This is a genomic window from Curtobacterium sp. C2H10, from assembly GCF_025407985.1.
Taxonomy (GTDB): Bacteria; Actinomycetota; Actinomycetes; order Actinomycetales; family Microbacteriaceae; genus Curtobacterium.
Genome location: NZ_JABXGF010000011.1, coordinates 1 through 13,998, shown reverse-complemented (window position 1 = coordinate 13,998; position 13,998 = coordinate 1). Strand labels below are relative to the sequence as shown.

At 72.1% G+C, this 13,998-nt stretch carries 15 protein-coding genes; 12 read left to right on the top strand and 3 right to left on the bottom strand.

All coding sequences use genetic code 11. The features are described from left to right. Positions 1 to 157 precede the first annotated feature (157 nt). Entirely contained in the window at positions 158 to 394 is a 237-nt protein-coding gene (locus tag HWD93_RS06830; RefSeq protein WP_022907163.1) for a PTS transporter subunit EIIB, read from the top strand. Continuing rightward, on the top strand, positions 391 to 843 hold the full coding sequence (locus HWD93_RS06825) for a glucose PTS transporter subunit IIA (RefSeq protein WP_070417149.1): 453 nt from the start codon (positions 391 to 393) through the stop codon (positions 841 to 843). The genes HWD93_RS06830 and HWD93_RS06825 overlap by 4 nt, the downstream gene beginning before the upstream one ends. A 93-nt stretch (positions 844 to 936) precedes the next feature. On the opposite strand, the gene HWD93_RS06820 is transcribed toward HWD93_RS06825, so the two are convergent. After that, positions 937 to 1,677 carry a GntR family transcriptional regulator gene (locus HWD93_RS06820; RefSeq protein ID WP_070417150.1) on the bottom strand — a complete coding sequence of 247 codons (741 nt, stop codon included), beginning with the start codon at positions 1,675 to 1,677 and terminating at the stop codon, positions 937 to 939. Between the two features lie 115 nt (positions 1,678 to 1,792). On the opposite strand from HWD93_RS06820, the gene HWD93_RS06815 reads away from it, so the two are divergent. From HWD93_RS06815 to HWD93_RS06780, 8 genes are all read left to right on the top strand, one after another. Beyond that, on the top strand, positions 1,793 to 2,416 hold the full coding sequence (locus tag HWD93_RS06815; RefSeq protein WP_261646418.1) for a response regulator transcription factor: 624 nt from the start codon (positions 1,793 to 1,795) through the stop codon (positions 2,414 to 2,416). Then, on the top strand, positions 2,409 to 3,611 hold the full coding sequence (locus tag HWD93_RS06810; protein WP_083403336.1) for a sensor histidine kinase: 1,203 nt from the start codon (positions 2,409 to 2,411) through the stop codon (positions 3,609 to 3,611). The genes HWD93_RS06815 and HWD93_RS06810 overlap by 8 nt, the downstream gene beginning before the upstream one ends. Before the next feature lie 97 nt (positions 3,612 to 3,708). Further along, positions 3,709 to 5,748, top strand: a complete 2,040-nt coding sequence (locus HWD93_RS06805; protein WP_261646417.1) for a DUF2156 domain-containing protein — start codon at positions 3,709 to 3,711, stop codon at positions 5,746 to 5,748. Then, on the top strand, positions 5,745 to 7,025 hold the full coding sequence (locus HWD93_RS06800) for an esterase family protein (RefSeq protein ID WP_261646416.1): 1,281 nt from the start codon (positions 5,745 to 5,747) through the stop codon (positions 7,023 to 7,025). Before HWD93_RS06805 ends, HWD93_RS06800 begins: the two co-directional genes overlap by 4 nt. Further along, positions 7,022 to 7,189, top strand: a complete 168-nt coding sequence (locus HWD93_RS06795) for a hypothetical protein (RefSeq protein ID WP_175473749.1) — start codon at positions 7,022 to 7,024, stop codon at positions 7,187 to 7,189. Before HWD93_RS06800 ends, HWD93_RS06795 begins: the two co-directional genes overlap by 4 nt. 80 nt (positions 7,190 to 7,269) lie before the next feature. Further along, a complete protein-coding gene (locus HWD93_RS06790) occupies positions 7,270 to 7,662 on the top strand; it encodes a lactococcin 972 family bacteriocin (protein WP_261646415.1) in 393 nt (130 codons plus the stop codon). Between the two features lie 25 nt (positions 7,663 to 7,687). Further along, positions 7,688 to 9,712 (top strand): hypothetical protein, encoded by a 2,025-nt coding sequence (locus HWD93_RS06785; RefSeq protein WP_261646414.1) that lies wholly within the window; start codon positions 7,688 to 7,690, stop codon positions 9,710 to 9,712. Further along, positions 9,712 to 10,350, top strand: coding sequence for an ABC transporter ATP-binding protein (locus HWD93_RS06780; protein ID WP_261646413.1), 639 nt, complete (start codon positions 9,712 to 9,714; stop codon positions 10,348 to 10,350). Before HWD93_RS06785 ends, HWD93_RS06780 begins: the two co-directional genes overlap by 1 nt. Positions 10,351 to 10,365: 15 nt before the next feature. Here HWD93_RS06780 and HWD93_RS06775 read toward each other — a convergent pair whose 3' ends face one another. Next, entirely contained in the window at positions 10,366 to 10,941 is a 576-nt protein-coding gene (locus HWD93_RS06775) for a GNAT family N-acetyltransferase (protein WP_083295102.1), read from the bottom strand. Between the two features lie 113 nt (positions 10,942 to 11,054). Here HWD93_RS06775 and HWD93_RS06770 point away from each other — a divergent pair, with 113 nt between their 5' ends. Together HWD93_RS06770 and HWD93_RS06765 are read left to right on the top strand one after the other, a co-directional pair. Continuing rightward, the gene (locus HWD93_RS06770) at positions 11,055 to 12,113 is read left to right on the top strand and encodes a type IV toxin-antitoxin system AbiEi family antitoxin (protein WP_261646412.1); all 1,059 of its coding nucleotides are present in this window, start codon (positions 11,055 to 11,057) and stop codon (positions 12,111 to 12,113) included. After that, complete coding sequence (locus HWD93_RS06765) at positions 12,110 to 12,940, top strand: hypothetical protein (protein WP_261646411.1); 831 nt, start codon at positions 12,110 to 12,112, stop codon at positions 12,938 to 12,940. Before HWD93_RS06770 ends, HWD93_RS06765 begins: the two co-directional genes overlap by 4 nt. Here HWD93_RS06765 and HWD93_RS06760 read toward each other — a convergent pair. After that, a partial coding sequence (locus tag HWD93_RS06760; protein WP_261646410.1) for a dihydrolipoamide acetyltransferase family protein occupies positions 12,937 to 13,998 on the bottom strand: 1,062 nt, incomplete at its 5' end. The two genes, HWD93_RS06765 and HWD93_RS06760, sit on opposite strands and share 4 nt — an antisense overlap.

Here is a 13,998-nt window from a genome sequence, read left to right as displayed (position 1 = left end):
GTGGAGCTGTCGGGGTGAGTTGAGTCGTACAGTCAGCGCAGGTAACCTCGGCGGTGTCGCCAGGTCCGGTCCTGTCCGGTCATGACCAGTTCCGTAGTCTGAACCGCGACCACACGCCTGTCAACCCGGCACGCGTTTTCGTAACGAGGAGGAAACGATGGCTGACATCAAGGCCGCTGACATCATCGCCGCGCTGGGTGGCGCCGAGAACATCGACGAGGTCGAGGGCTGCATCACGCGCCTGCGCGTCGAGGTCGAGGACGGGGACCTCGTCGACAAGGACGCACTGAAGGCCGCTGGCGCGCAGGCCGTCGTCGGTGGCGGCACGGGCTGGCAGGTCATCGTCGGCCCGATCGCCGACAACCTCGCGCAGGACATCCAGGACGAGCTGTGACCGCCGTCCGGACCCCGTTCCAGGGCCCGGTCGTCTCGCTCGCCGACGTGCCGGACCCGGTGTTCGCCGGGCAGCTCGTCGGCGCCGGCGTCGCGGTGGACCCGACCGGGGTCGAAGGTGCCGTCACGGCGGTCGCGCCGGTCGACGGCACGATCGTGAAGCTGCACCCGCACGCGTTCGCGCTGCAGGGTGCCGCGGGCACCGACGTGCTCGTGCACGTGGGCATCGACACCGTGAAGCTCTCGGGCGAGGGCTTCGAGCTCATCGCGGCCGAGGGTGACACCGTCGTCGCGGGCGACCCGGTCGTCCGGTTCACCCCCTCGGTGATCTCGGCCGCCGGCTACTCGCCGATCTGCCCCGTCGTCGTGCTCGGCTCCGCGCCGGACTCGATCGCGCAGGACGCGGTCGGCACCACGGTGCGCGACGGCGACACCCTGTTCGAGGCTTAGCACGCGACACCCTGCCGCGAGACTCGGCTCCGCGGACACTTTCGGGCCCGATCGGTCGCGAATGTGTCCGCCGGGCCGAGTCTGGGCGAGCGGCTACGCGACCGCGTGCGCCGCCGTCGCTGTGACCTCCATCTGCACCCGGTACCGGTCCGAGCGGTACCAGCTCCGCGTGTGCTCCACGGGGCGCTCCCCCGCGTAGGACACCCGGTCGAACTCCAGCAGCGGCGCCCCGGTCTTCGTGCCGAGCAGCGTCGCCACGTCGTCCGCCGCCGGGTTCGCCGCGACGGTCTGCTGCGCGCGGTCGATCGGCGTGCCGTACTCGGTCGCGATGATCGAGTAGACCGACCCGGACAGGTCGTGTTCGAGCAACCCGGGGAACGCGTCCGCGACGAGCCAGGCGTCGTCGATCGACACCGGCGCCCCGTCGGCCATGCGCAGGCGCTTCACGTGGAAGGCCGCGACGTCGGGGTCGAGCCGCAGGGCCGCGGCGGTGTCGGACGGCGGGACCCGCTCCTCGCGCACGAGCACGACGGTCGTCGGCACGTGCCCCATCGCCCGCATCTCCTCGGTGAAGGACGCCAGGTGCAGCGTCGACTGCACGGGGCGGTGCGCCACGAAGGTGCCCTTGCCGCGCACGCGTTCGAGGTAGCCCTCGTTCACGAGCTGGCCGAGGGCCTCGCGCACGGTGATCCGGGACACCCCGTACTCGGCGATGAGCTGGCGTTCCGAGGGGATCGCCGCCCCGGGTGCGAGCCGGACCGTGGCGAGCTCGAGGAGGATGCGCCGCAGCTGCTGGTGCTTCGGTTCGGCACCCTCGGTGATCCGGCTCGTCATGCGGTCCTCGTGCTCCGTCGCTGGTCGTGCGGGTGGTCATGCGCGGACATGACCAGTGCCTGCCACAGTAGCGAGTCCCCCTCGGAACGCCAACGTGCATGACAAGATGACGCGCGTGACAACCGTGGTGATCGTCGACGACGAGACGCTCGTCCGCTACGGCTTCGAGCTGATCCTCGGCGCCGCACCGGACATCGACGTCGTCGCCACCACCGGGGACGTGGACGCCGTGCAGGTCATCCGGTCGCACGCGCCCGACGTCGTGCTCCTCGACGTGCGGATGCCGCGGGTGAACGGCCTCGAGGTCCTCCGCGAGCTGCAGGCCTTCCCCGAACCACCGGCGGTCGCGATGCTCACGACCTTCGACACCGACGAGTACGTCGGCCGGGCGATGGAGCTCGGCGCCGCCGGGTTCCTGCTCAAGGACACCGACCCCGAGGGCCTCGCCGAGTACGTCCGGGTCCTCGCCCGCGGCGGGGTCGTCCTGGCACCGGGCGTCGACCGGACCCGGCTGTTCGCGGCACGTCCGGCAGCCGCCGCGCCGTCCGTCAGCGAGCGGGAGCACGCGGTGCTCCGGCTCGTCGCCGACGGCGTCAGCAACCCGGACATCGGCCGACGGCTCGGCGTGAGCACCGGGACCGTCAAGGAGGACATCCGGTCGCTGCTCGCCGCGTTCGGCGTCCCGACGCGCGTCCAGCTCGCGCTGCGCGCGGCCGAGGCGGGACTCCTGGATGGCTGACACGCAGCGGTCGGGGCGCGTCCGGCGGGTGCTCGCGGCGACCGACGGGAGGCTCGACCGACTCGTCGACGTCGGCCTGCGGTGGGCGCGCACCCACCGTGCACCGTGGTGGCTGGTCGACGCCCTGTTCATCGCCGCCGCCGTCGCGGACGCCGTGCTCGACATCTCCGGGGCGACCGCCCTCGAGACGTGGTTGTCGCTGCTCGCGGCCGCCGCCCTGTTGCTCCGACGTCGCTTCCCCGTGCTCGCGTTCGCCCTGACGGTGCCCGGGTTGTTCGTCGGTTCCGCGGTGGTGGCGGCGAGCGTGGCGCTGTTCACCCTCGGGGAGCGCACGAGCCGCCGGTGGCTGATGCTCCTCGCCGCGCTGGTCCAGTTCGTCGGCTTCAGCGGGTTCGTCGGGCCGCCGCAGACCCTCGACGAGATCGTCGTCTCCGTCGTCTACGCGCTCATCTTCGCGCTCGGACCGCTCGCCGTCGGGCTGCTCGTGCAGACCCGTGCGCGGCTGACCGACCAGCTCGTCGAGTCCCGCCGGGCCCGCGAGGACGAACGCCGGCAGGCCGCGGCCGTCGCCCTGTCCCGCGAGCGGGCGCTGCTCGCGCGGGAGATGCACGACGTCGTCTCGCACCAGGTGACCCTGATCGCGGTGCAGGCCGGCGCGATGCAGATGGCCGGCCGCGACGAGGCCGAGCGCGGGTTCGCCCGGACGATCCGGCAGCTGTGCGTGATCACCCTGCAGGAGCTCCGCGAGATGGTGCAGGTGCTCCGCGCCTCCGGCGGCACCGACCGCGAGATCGCGCCCCAGCCGGTGCTCACCGACCTCCCCCGGCTCATCGCCGAGAGCGGGCTCGAGACGAGCACGACCGTCGACCTGCCGGACACCCTCGCCCAGCCGCTCCAGCGCGCGGTCTACCGGTTCGTGCAGGAGGGGCTGACGAACGTCCGCAAGCACGCCCCCGACGCCACCGTCCGGGTGAGTGGCCGGATCCACGGCGAGCACGTCCTCGTCGACGTCGTGAACGGCCCGGCGCGTTCCGAACGGCTCGAACTGCCGGGGTCCGGGCTCGGCCTGATCGGGCTCGGGGAGCGGGCGTCGCTCCTCGGCGGGAGCATGGAGTCGGGCCCGCAGCCGGACGACGGGTTCGCACTGCACCTGCGGCTGCCGGTGGAGCACGTGCCGGCTGCTCGGGCGGTCTGACGGTCATCCTCGGAGCCAGCCCGTCCTGGCCGATCGGCCATCGCGGTTCACGCCGTGGAGCGATGCCCCGGCGGGGGCGATGGGCTGGGATGGGAACGTGGCACCAGCAGCGCTCCTCGGACGACTCCGTCGATCCCCCGTCTCCGTCGCCGTGGCGGTGGTCGCGGTCGCGCTCGTCGTGACCGCACGGATGGCGCACTCCGAGCCGGACTTCCCGCACCACCCGCCCGTCGCGTGCCTCGCCCTCGTGGCGGTGGTCCTGACGACCGTCCTCGCCGAGCGCTCCCTCGGATCGCTCCGGACCCTCGTGATCGGGGTCGGCGCGCCGCTGCTCGGGGTCCTCGCGACCCTCCTCACCGTCACGATCGGTTCGGCGCTGGGCGAGGCACACGCCGAGTTCGCCGTCGGACAGCCGCTCTTCGCCCCCTCCGTCGTCGCCGCCGCGTTGCTCGGGGCCGCGTCGGCGGCGATGCCCGCGCAGCGCCGCTGGCGGACGCGCGCCGCGCTCTGGACCGTGGTGCTGACCCTCGTGCTCTTCGCGGGCCACGGATCGGACCTGGCCCGCGCCCTGGCGACCCTGCTCGGGACCGCAGCCGGCGCGTGGATCGTGCGCCGCGCCTCCAGGCCCCAGAGCCGCACCACCCGCGTCACCGCACGGACGGTCGTGGTGAGCGCCCTCATCGCGCTCGGTGCCGGCACACTGGTGACCCCGATCGTGCCGGACCCGGACGGCGTGCTCTCGCCGTTCGCCGACGCGATGCCGGACCGTTCCGTGGTCGTCGTCGGGGTGCTGCTGCTCCTGGCCGCCTGGCTCGTGCACCGCGGTCGCCGGACGGGCATCGCGCTGGCGATCGGCGTGCTCCTGACGCTCACGGTCGTGCTCGCCGACGTCTTCCTCATCGAGCCGGTCAAGGACGACGCGGTGCAGTGGCAGGGGCTCGGGCTCGACGCGATCGAGTGGCAGGTCACCCTGCTCGGCGCGTGGATCGTCCCAGCCGCCGTGCTGCTCGCCGTGCTCCTCCTCCGACCGCGGCTCGTCCGCGCGCGGTTCCGGGCCGCCGGTGCACGCCGTGACGACCTCGTCGAGATGCTCCGCGACGGCGACGCCGGGACCCTCGGGCACATGGGGACCTGGCGCGGGAACGCGACCTGGACCCACCCGGACGGACGCGGCGCCGTGGCCTACCGGGTGCGCGGCGAGGTCGCCCTCGCCGTCTCGGACCCGGCGTGCGCCACCGCCGACCGCGCCGATGTCCTCGCCGGCTTCACCGCGTTCTGCGAGCGCAACGGCTGGGTGCCCGCGTTCACGAGCGTCCACGAACCCGTCCGCGCCATCCTCGGCGCGGAGGGGTGGACCGCGCTGCCGGTGGGTGTCGAGTGCGTGCTCGACGTGACGACGTTCGACCTGCGCGGCAAGAAGCGGCAGGACCTCCGGACCGCGTCGAACCGGGCCGACCGCGAGGGCGTCCGCGACGAGTGGACCACCCTCGACGCGCTCGACGCCGGCCGTCGTGCCGAGGTCGAGGCGATCTGCACGCGGTGGGCCGCCGATCGTCGTCTGCCGGAGATGGGCTTCACGCTCGGCGGGTTCCGCGAGCTCGACGACCCGGACGTCCGGCTCATGCTCGCCGTCGACGCCGACGGGCACGTCACCGCGGTCACGAGCTGGCTGCCCGTCCACGAGCGGGGAGCACTGACCGGCTACACGCTCGACGTCATGCGCCGCGGTGACGACGGGATGCCCGGGGTGATGGAGTTCCTCATCGCCCGGACCGCGCTCCGTGCCCGCGAGGCCGGCCTCACCACGATCAGCCTCTCCGGCACGCCGCTGGCCGCCCACGCCGGGGCCCGGTCGCTGGTCGTCCGTGGGTCGGTGCTCCTCGCCCGCGTGCTCGAGCCGGTGTACGGGTTCCGGTCGCTGCAACGCTTCAAGGAGAAGTTCGGCGCGCGGCACGAGCCCCTGTGGTTGGTCGTCCCGACGCCGTTGCACGTGCCGCGGGTGGCCCGGGCCCTGGCGTCGGCGTACGTGCCGGGCCTGCGGCCGAAGCACCTGTGGGCGCTCCGGCAGGCGCACCGTGCGGCGGCGGACGCCCGAGCGGTGGCCGAGGCCCGTGCCGCGGGTGCGGCACGCTCGTGAGTCCGACCGAGTGGCTGCTCGCCACCCAGCTGCAGGCGCCGTCGAAGCTCGTCCCGGTGGACATCGCGTTCGCGGTGCTCGCCGTCGTGGTGCTGCTGCCCGGTCTCCGGCACACCCGGTCCGGGTCCGCCTGGCGGGCCGTCCGGCTGCGCGCCGTGGCCGCCGTCGGGGCCGCCGTCGCCGTGCTCCTCGTCTGCTGGGTCCTGAGCGACGTCCTGAACCTGTTCGGCGTCGCCCTGAGTCCGGTCACGCGGATGTGGGTCGCGATCGCCACCGCCGCACTCGCCCTGGCGGTCACCGGCATCGTGCAGGGCGGTCGCGGACGCCGGGTGCTCGCCGCCGTGCTCGTCCCGGCGGCGCTGCTCGTCCCCGCGCTCGGGGTGAACGTCGAGTTCGCCAAGTACCCGACCCTCGGCACCGTGGTGCAGAGCGACCCGTACCCGGCGCTCGACCTGCACGCGGCCCCAGCAGCCGCGCTCCCGGCGCACGGCGAGGTCCGGACGGTGGACATCCCCGGGACCCGCTCCGGCTTCCCGGCCCGCCCCGCCGTCGTCTACCTGCCGCCGGCCGCGCTCGTCCGCGACCCGGCACGCCTGCCGATCGTCCTCGCGTTCGCCGGGCAGCCCGGGGCGCCGAGCGACATGTTCACCGCCGGGCAGATGGGGACCGTGCTCGACGCCTACGCGGCCGCGCACCACGGATCGGCACCGATCGTCGTGTCCGTCGACCAGCTGTCGGCTCCCGGTCGGAACCCGATGTGCGTCGACTCGACGCTCGGGAAGTCCGCGACCTACGTCACCGAGGACGTGCCCGCCTGGATCGCCGCGCACCTCCCCGCGACGCCGGACCGGCACGCCTGGGGCCTCGTCGGGTTCTCGCAGGGGGCGACCTGCGCGATGCAGTTCGTCACCGCCCACCCGAGGTCGTTCGGCGCCGCCTTGGCGATCTCCAGCGAACTGCAGCCGATCGACCAGAACCCGCGGCACAGTGCCGACCAGGCGTTCGGTGGGTCGGTGGCACGCTGGAAGGCCGCCGCCCCGATCGCGCAGATGCGGGCGAACGGGCTCGGTGGTCACGCGCTCTGGCTCACGGCCGGGTCCGCCGACCACCAGTTCAGCCGGAACGCCCGGGCACTCGGCAGTGCGGCCCGGACGGCGGGCGCGGACACCGTGGTCGCGTTCGCGCCGGGGAGCGGGCACGACTGGAACACCGTGCAGTGGTCGCTGCGCACGGAGTTGCCGCACGAGGCCGACACCCTGTTCGGGGCCATCGGGTGAGGCCCGTCGTGCTGGCGGTGGTCGCCCTCGTGGCTGTCCTGCTGCTGACGGTGGGGCCGGTCGCCGTGGCGCCGGTCGCCGCCGTGCTCCTGCTGCTCTGCGTGGGTGCTGCTGCACTCGCGACCGGGGACGACGGCTCGGGTGATCGTCGTCGCGAATATTGACATGTTGAGTGTTTGACATTGCCGTTCGGTCCCTGTCACGATGTGGCCTGCTCCATGGAGGGGCAGAGACAAGGGGAATGATGCAGAACACGAAGACGAAGATCCTCGTCGGGCTCGGGCTGTCGATCGGCTTGGTCACCGGGACCGCATCGACGGCGTCGGCCACGCCGTTCGAGGTCATGGGATCGGGGCCCGTGGTCGGCGGGGTGAGCATTGCCGACTCCGGAGACGGTTCGACCGGAGCGACCACGGGTGTCGGCACCCGGAACGACGGCGGGGGCGGGAGCTTCTGGCAGTGGGGTGTCGGCAAGGACGACACGTGGTCGAACTACTTCCGCGAGAAGCGGTGCCACGGCGCGACGGCTGTCGGGAAGAAGTCCAAACGAGTGTCGAACGTCCCGGGCGGCAAGTACGCGATGGCGAAGACGCCGAAGGCGAGCAGCGGGAACAAGGCGTACTACCACAACTGCTGATCGTGCCGTTCCCGGGAAGTGCGGCATGACGATCCGATCGGTGACGCTCGCCTACGTCGTCCCGCCGGTCCTCGCTCTGGTCCTGGCGTTCATCGGGGTGACGCAGGTCAGCGAAGCAGGACTCATCGGCGCGTCGTCGACGGTCACCGCCACCGCCGGTCCCGAGACCGGCTCGAACCAGCGTGTCGCTGCGGCACTCGACCGCGTGGCACGCGTTGCGGACGCGACCATCGTCCGCGTCGTGGCAGACCGGGCGGCACCCACCACACGACGCGTGGCGCTCGTCACCGATGCTCCGGCGAGTCGCGGTGAACGGTGGCTCCAGGACGGCTACGCGGACTTCTCGAGGTCGATGACCACGCACGTGCGGCCGATGCAGGACCTCGACCAGTTCGACCCGACCGGGACCTACGACGTCTTCGGCGACGACCGAGCTCGACGAGCGGCCGTGCAGGCGCTCACCGAGGTCGGCTACGCAGTGACGTCCGAACGGGTCCCCCTGCTCCAGCGGGTCGGGGTCGTCGACGGTGTCGATCGGACAGCCGGACTCATCGTCACCCTGACGCTCGGGTGCTCGACGCTGTGCGTGATGGGGACCAGCGGGTCTCCCCGTCGGTGCGCAGTCCGGAGGTTGCACGGTCGCAGTACGGCGTCGATCGTGCGCTCAGAGCTCGCGGAAGCCCGGACGTCCGTGCTCGCCATCGTGATCGCGGCCCCCTGCGCGGCGATCTGGCTCTGGATGCACAACGGGCTGGCGGACGTGACGACGTTCGGTACGGCGTTCGTCATCCTCTGCGGAGCACTCCTCGCTCCGGTCGCGGTCGCCCACGCGCTCGGCACGATCGGAGCCTGTCGGGTGCCGATGGTCGATGCGCTCCGGGGTTCCCGGCCCGCCGGGGCGCTGCTGGTCATGGTGCACGCTGCACGGCTCCCGGCGCTCCTCGTCCTGGTCGCTGCAGCATTCGACGTCGTCGGCGCCGTCGCGGTCGTCCGATCGGGCGGCGTCGAACGCGACCTCCGAGCGGCAGGAGAGACGGTGCAACTCTGGGTCACCCCGGACCCACGCCCGGTGGACACGCAGCCCTACTGGGACCGGATCGGGGCGTTCGCAGGACGGGCGCTCGACCGCGGGGACGCACTGCTCGCGGCGCCGGTCGAGGTGTCCACCGGGCAGGGCGACGCGACCGCACCCGCGCTGTTCGTCGACGCTGGCTACCTGGACCGACAGGACGTGCGCGCGGAGGACGGCACGCGTCTCACCGCTGATGACCTGGGCGTCTCCGTCTGGCTGCCACCGCGCAGCACCGTGGATGCCAGCAGACTCGTCCAGGCGCTCTCCGAGTGGGAACTCCGCGATGCTCCCGCTGCCGTACGCTCGAACGTCACCGTCGGCCGGCTCGCAGCACAAGAGGTGTACTCCTACCCCGGCGATTCCACGTCGCGCACGTGGCTCGATGACGCGGTCCTGGTCGTCGTACCGGACCCCGCTGCAGCCTTCTCCGCAGACCAACTCGGCTCGTGGTTGTCGAGCGGGGATGTCGTGTTCGGGTCGCGCTCGGCTGCGGAGCGCGCGATCCGGACATCCGACGTCGGCCGCGAGTTCAGTGCTGTCGTCGACGTGGGCCAGGTGGCCGCGGAAGCAGCTCGGCAGGCAGCGCGCACGGTCGGGATCGGGGTCGCCGGCGTGGTGAGCGCCGTCATCGTCAGTGCGGTGCTCGCCGGACTCGGTGCGGCCGCACACCGACGGCGGTACGGCCGCGCGCACTTCGCGAGGATCGCGGCAGGAACGTCCTTCTTGCGAGCGAACGCCAGCCTCGTGGTGATCGAGGTCGTGCTCGTCACTGTCGCCACCGTGGCCGCGATCAACACCTGGTGGGACCTCCACCCGGACGGGGCCGGTATGCGATCCGCACTCGACCCGGTCGCGCAGACCGCGGGGGTCGCCGTCGCCTTCGCGGCCGGGATGCTCGTGCTGGTCGGCACGGTCGGCGCCACGGCGATCGCGACGACAGCGAAGACCGTTGCACGAACACGAGGGAACGGATCCTGATGATCGAAGTACGCAGTGCCAGCAAGCGCCGCGGGCGACGTGTGCTCTGGCAGGATCTGACGTTCGACGTCGGTCGTGGTGAGATCGTGGCCCTGGTGGGACCGAGCGGCTCCGGCAAGTCGACGCTCCTCGACTGCATCGGCCACATCGACACGTTCGATGCCGGATCGATCCGGATCGACGGCGTCACGGTCGGCGGTGGTGGTCGGAGCGCACGGCGCGTCCGCCGACGACACCTGGGGTACCTCTTCCAGGACTTCGGGCTGGTACCCGACATGACCGTCCAGGCCAACATCGACATCGCACGGGTGCCGGCCCGCGAGCACCGTGGCACACCGGTCCGGACCGCAGCGGCGTTGGAACGGGTCGGACTCGCTGGGCGGGCGACGGATCGTGCGCACGAACTCAGCGGCGGCGAACAGCAGCGCGTGGCCCTTGCACGCCTGCTGGTCAAGCAGCCGGACGTGATCCTGGCCGACGAACCGACGAGTGCGCTCGACGGGACGAACGCGTCGATGGTGCTCGACCTGCTCGACGAGTTCGCGGCTTCGGGTGCCGCGGTGGTCATCGCGACGCACGCGGCCGAGGTGGAGGCACGAGCGACGACGACGCTCTCGCTGTTCGACCCCGACCGGTGACGGGACCGGTGCGGGTCAGGCGTTCGCGACGAGCCAGGCCCGCTGCGTCCGCGACAGCGCCCGGTCCGCCCAGACCTGCCGCTCGACACCGTCCGGCAGCGTCGACGACGTCGAACCCTGCCACACCAGCTGCAGCCCCGCGCGGTCGAGCACGGCCGCCGAGGCGGGGTTGTTCGTCAGCACCCGCCCGGTGACCGCGACGTCGGGGGCGACGTCCGCCGCGGCAGCCACCGCCGCGAGTGCGATCTCCGTCGCGTAGCCGTTGCCCCACGCCGCCGGTGCCAACCGGTAGCCGAGGTTCCACACCCCGGCCGCGGTCATGTCCACGCCGCCGACACCGAGGAACGCGTGGTCGGCCGCGGCGCGGACCGCCCACGAGCCGAGCCCGTGTCGTGCCCGACCGCCGATCTTGCGCTGGACGAGGTCGACCGTCGAGGCCCGCACCGCGTGCCGTCCCGCGGGGAGGTGGGTCCACGTCCGGGCGTCGGAGAAGACCGCGTGCACGTCGTCGATGTCCGCCGGTGACAGCGGGGTGAGCAGGAGGCGATCCGTTCGGATCTCCTGCGAGGGCATCAGGAGCTGGTGGACCATGTCCCGATCATCCCGCCGCCCACCGACATCCGTGTGAACACCACGCGACGAATGCGGGAGTCCGCAAGCAGGGATTTTCAGCCAAGACGTCTATTTCACTGTACAGTGAAAACATGCCGATCACTGAAAAGACCCTCGTGCAGGCGCTTCGGCGCGCACTGCCTCCAGGGTCGATCGACATCATCTCGCGTGACGGGGTCGCTCCGGTGGCGGTGCTCCCCGACGGCTCCGAGGTGGCACTCGTGATGCGCTGGGCCGGAGCAGGGTTCCCACGGGACGTCGCCCGGGCGTTCGAGAACGAGCCGCTGTCCCCGTCGGCAGACGCAAGGGTCGACGCACATCACGAGGTCGTCTTCGCGCAGTCCGTCTCCGAAGGGTCACGACGGGTCATCGAAGCCGTCGGTGCGTCCTGGGTCGCACTTGACGGGTCGGCGTCCCTGCACATCGGGACCGTCTGGGTGGAGCGAGCTCCGACTCCCGGTCTCGTCGCCGAGGAGGTCGGGTTCCGCTGGTCAGCTGCGCGGGCGGACGTCGCGGAGGCGTTGTTCGCGATCGTGGCGGACGGCAGTCGGTGGGGCGACGGACGGACACGGGTCCCCGAGGTGGAGAGCCTCGCGACGCTCTCAGACCGATCGCTCGGTTCGGTCTCGAACGCCCTGAGGGGCTTCGACCAGAACGGATGGACCGGACCCGGACCGGAACCGAGGAGTCGTGTGCTCGTCGACGGGTCGGGCATGCTCGACTCGTGGTCGGAGTGGAGTCGCCGACAGCCACGGAACTGGATCTCCTTCCACACCCTCGACCGCGACCCCGCGAGGGTCGAGCGGGTCTTGCTCACGACGTTCGGGACGGACCTCGTCCTCACCGGCGCTTCGGGCAGCGAGCGTCTCCGTCCGTTCCTCACCGGGGCGAGGAGCGTGAGCGCGTACGTGGTCGATGCGGACGACGACCACATCCGCGACCTCGGCGAGCGGGCGGGCATGCTGCCTGCTCCGACGGGGCAGGTCCGGGTCGCGGTGGCACCGCGCGCGATCGCGAACACGACGCGGGTCGCTGCGGACGTCCGGATCGCCTCCCCGGCCCGCATCTACGCCGATCTCCTGACCGGGTCGGAGCGGGAGCGGGAAGCTGCGGACATCATCCGCGACTCCGCACTGGGGAAGTTGCCGTGAGCGCCGACGCGTCGCGAGACCACGCCGCGCGGGCGCTCGCTGAGGAGGCGCTCGCCGCACTCCTCCGGGCAGCCGGTCCCAGATCGACCGAACTGGTCCTCATCGGCGGCCTCGTTCCCGAGTACCTCGTCGAGACCACGGATCCGCACCAGGGAACCAACGACGTCGATCTCCTGCTCGACCTCGGGTTGGAGTACGACCGGGACGAGCACGACTACGGCTGGCTGGAGCGTGCGCTCGTCGCTGCCGGCTTCGTCCCCGCGTCACCGAACGTCGGGTGGCGATGGGTCGCCGAGGTCCGCGGTCACCCCGTGCTCGTGGAGTTCCTCGCCGACGTCGCCGACAACCTCGACCGTGAGATCGCCCTGCCGGGTGCATCCGTCCTCGGCGCGAAGAACCTCCGCGGACCAGGACCCGCACTCCGCGATGCGCACGATGCCGTCGTGCACGGCCACCCGGTACGGATGACCGACATCGGGGGCTACCTGTCGGCGAAAGGTGCCGCCGCGTACTGGCGGGGCGCGGAGAAGGACCTGTACGACTTCGCGTGGGTGCTGGTGAACGCCGCGAGGATGGACGCCGATCGCGCTGTGAACGCCGTCACAGCGGTGCTCGACGCAGGTGTCGACCGCGATCGGTTCGGCGCCGTGCTGGGAGCATGCGCCTCGTTCGAGACAGCGGCCAGCATCGGTGCGGTCGTGTTCGCGAGCGCTTCGATCGCCGCGGGCGACCAACGCGACCACGACGCGCTCGCGCTCGACGCGGTCCTGGCCGTGCGGATGTTCCGAGCGGGCCTGTTGCGCGCTGCGGAGGGGCGTGACGGCTAGTCGAGCAGCAGCGCCGGCTCCTCGAGCACCGAGGCCACGTCGTGCACGAAGCGCGACGCCACGTCGCCGTCGACGACCCGGTGGTCGAACGAGGCGCCGATCGTCGTCACCATGCGCGACCGGACCTCGCCGTCGACGACCCACGGCTTCGGCTTGATCGTGCCCATCGCCACGATCGCGACCTCGCCCGGGTTGAGGATCGGGGTGCCGGTGTCCATGCCGAACACGCCGATGTTCGTGATCGACACCGTGCCGTTCGCCATCTGCGCCGGCGTGGTCTTGCCGTCGCGGGCGGTCAGGGTGAGCTGCTCGAGGGCCTGGGCGAGCTCGAGCAGGGACATGTCCTGCGCGTCCTTGATGTTCGGCACGATGAGGCCGCGCGGGGTGGCCGCGGCGATGCCGAGGTTCACGAAGTGGTGGACGATGATCTCGCGGTCGGTCCAGGTGGAGTTCACCGAACGGTTGCGGCGGACCGCCCAGATCACGGCCTTCGCCACGAGGAGCAGCGGCGACACCTTCACGCCCGCGAACGTCGGCGAGGACTTCAGCCGCTTGACGAACTCCATCGTGCGGGTGGCGTCCACGTCGACGAACAGCGAGACGTGCGGTGCGGTGAACGCCGACGTGGTCATCGCGGTCGCGATGGCCTTACGGACGCCCTTGACCGGGATCGTCTCGCTGCGGACGTCGCCCCACTCGGGGGTCTCGATGTTGCGGAAGACGCTGGCCTGCTTCGCGTGCCGGATGACGTCGTCGCGGGTGACTTCGCCCGCGAGGCCGGTCGCGACGATCTCGCTCAGCTCGACGCCGAGGTCCTTCGCGAGCTTCCGGATCGGGGGCTTCGCGAGGACGTTCGTCGCCACGCCGTGCTTGCGCGCGGAGCCGGACCCGAGGGCGGAGATCGCCTCGGCGGTGGTCTCCTCGCCGGGGTCGGTGGCGGCTTCGGCCGCTGCAGCGGCGTCGGCACTGGAGGCGCGGCTCGCCTCGGCCGCGAGCGCTGCGGCCCGGCGGGCGCCCGGCTTCTGGCGGGACGGCGACGAGGTCGCGGAGCCGTAGCC

What these genes read in the sequence shown, in the direction of transcription:
- HWD93_RS06830 (WP_022907163.1), top strand. Translation starts at nt 158, where the DNA reads ATGGCTGACATCAAGGCCGCTGACATCATCGCCGCGCTGGGTGGCGCC.
- HWD93_RS06780 (WP_261646413.1), top strand. Translation starts at nt 9,712, where the DNA reads ATGATCGAAGTACGCAGTGCCAGCAAGCGCCGCGGGCGACGTGTGCTC.
- HWD93_RS06785 (WP_261646414.1), top strand. Translation starts at nt 7,688, where the DNA reads ATGACGATCCGATCGGTGACGCTCGCCTACGTCGTCCCGCCGGTCCTC.
- HWD93_RS06790 (WP_261646415.1), top strand. Translation starts at nt 7,270, where the DNA reads ATGCAGAACACGAAGACGAAGATCCTCGTCGGGCTCGGGCTGTCGATC.
- HWD93_RS06775 (WP_083295102.1), bottom strand. Translation starts at nt 10,941, where the DNA reads ATGGTCCACCAGCTCCTGATGCCCTCGCAGGAGATCCGAACGGATCGC.
- HWD93_RS06770 (WP_261646412.1), top strand. Translation starts at nt 11,055, where the DNA reads ATGCCGATCACTGAAAAGACCCTCGTGCAGGCGCTTCGGCGCGCACTG.
- HWD93_RS06810 (WP_083403336.1), top strand. Translation starts at nt 2,409, where the DNA reads ATGGCTGACACGCAGCGGTCGGGGCGCGTCCGGCGGGTGCTCGCGGCG.
- HWD93_RS06820 (WP_070417150.1), bottom strand. Translation starts at nt 1,677, where the DNA reads ATGACGAGCCGGATCACCGAGGGTGCCGAACCGAAGCACCAGCAGCTG.